Origin of the sequence: Oscillibacter sp. UBA6647, from assembly GCA_002455655.1 — a bacterium.
Taxonomy (GTDB): domain Bacteria; phylum Bacillota; class Clostridia; order Oscillospirales; family Oscillospiraceae; genus Oscillibacter.
Window position 1 is genome coordinate 1 of the sequence record DKLF01000143.1, and the last position, 1,495, is coordinate 1,495.

Below are 1,495 nucleotides of genomic sequence, written 5' to 3' on the forward strand. Positions count from 1 at the left end.
CGTAATTTATATTGTAGGAGGGACAACAATGGCAGAAAACTCAAAAACTTTAGAAAAGCAAGATGGCTTTAAGTCGCAGTGGGGTTTTATCATGGCGGCCGTCGGCTCCTGTGTGGGCATGGCCAACGTCTGGCGCTTCCCCATGCTGGTCTCCCGCTACGGCGGTCTGACCTTCCTGATCCCCTATTTCATCTTTGCATTCATCATTTCCCAGTCTGGTATGATGGAGGAGTTCTCTCTGGGCCGCTGGTCCGGCTTCGGTCCCGTCGGCTCCTTCGGCAAGGCCATGGAAAACGGCGGCAGGTCCAAAAAGATTGGTGAACTCATCGGTAGCGTTCCCGTGTTTGCCTCGCTGTGTCTGGGCACAGGCTATGCGGTCATCATGGGCTGGGTATTCTACTACGCCAAGATGGCCCTCACCGGCGAGCTGGTGGCCATGGGTCAGGACATGAACGTCATCGGCAGTACCTTCGGGGCCGTGGCTCCGGAGGCGGCGACACTCCCCGAAGCCATCAAGATGACTTTTGCGACCGGTGGCGCCAATAACTTCTGGATTATCGTTGCCATCGCAGTGTCTTTCCTCATTATGATTCTGGGCGTATCCGGCGGCATTGAGGCATCCTGCAAGGTCATGATTCCGGCCTTGTACGTGCTGTTCATCATTCTGGCGGCCGTCATGATCTTCATCCCCGGCACCGGCGACGGCTATCGGTATATCTTCACTCTGGATCCCAAGGGCCTGCTGAACCCGGAGGTTTGGGTCTTTGCTTTTGGCCAGTGCTTCTTCTCCCTGTCCGTGGCCGGCTCCGGCTCCGTCATCTACGGCTCCTATCTTGGCAAGGACGTGAAAATCCGTCAGTCTGCCGCCCTGTGCGCCGTGTTCGACACCTCCGCGGCCCTGCTGGCTATGCTGATCATTATCCCCGCCATGGCGACTGTGGGCGCGGATCTGGGCAACGGTGGCCCCGGCCTGCTGTTTATTTACATCCTGCCCGTCTTCAACAGCATGGGCGGCATCTCCCGGATCATCGGCATCTTCTTCTATGTCGCGGTCCTGTTTGCCGGCATCAGCTCCATTATCAATCTCTTTGAAACGCCCGTGGCGATGCTTCAGGAAAAGCTGCACGTGAAGCGCCTGACCGCCACCGCCGCAATCCACATTTTCGCCCTGATAGTCTCTCTGATCATCCAGCCTTGGACCTCCCAGTGGATGGACATGGTGTCCATTTACCTGTGTCCCTTGGGCGCCTTCACTGCCGGGTTTATGTTCTTCTGGGTCATGAAGAAGGATACCGCCATAGAAGCAGTACAGCTGGGCAGCGAAAAGCCCATCATGAAGTGGTTCTATTCCTTCGGCAAATATGTGTTTGTCCCGCTGTGCCTGCTGTGCTTTATTCTGGGCATTGGGTTTGGCGGCATTAGCTGATCGCCCCGGTGATTCAACACTCTTTTCAAAAAATGGGCGGCGCCGAAAAATGGCGCCGCCCTCGGTTCA

At 56.3% G+C, this 1,495-nt stretch carries 1 protein-coding gene; it reads left to right on the top strand.

Features of this window, described 5'->3' with window-relative positions:
• The first annotated feature begins 28 nt into the window (after positions 1 to 28).
• Entirely contained in the window at positions 29 to 1,426 is a 1,398-nt protein-coding gene (locus B2W96_RS10515) for a sodium-dependent transporter (RefSeq protein WP_293010245.1), read from the top strand.
• Positions 1,427 to 1,495 lie beyond the last annotated feature (69 nt).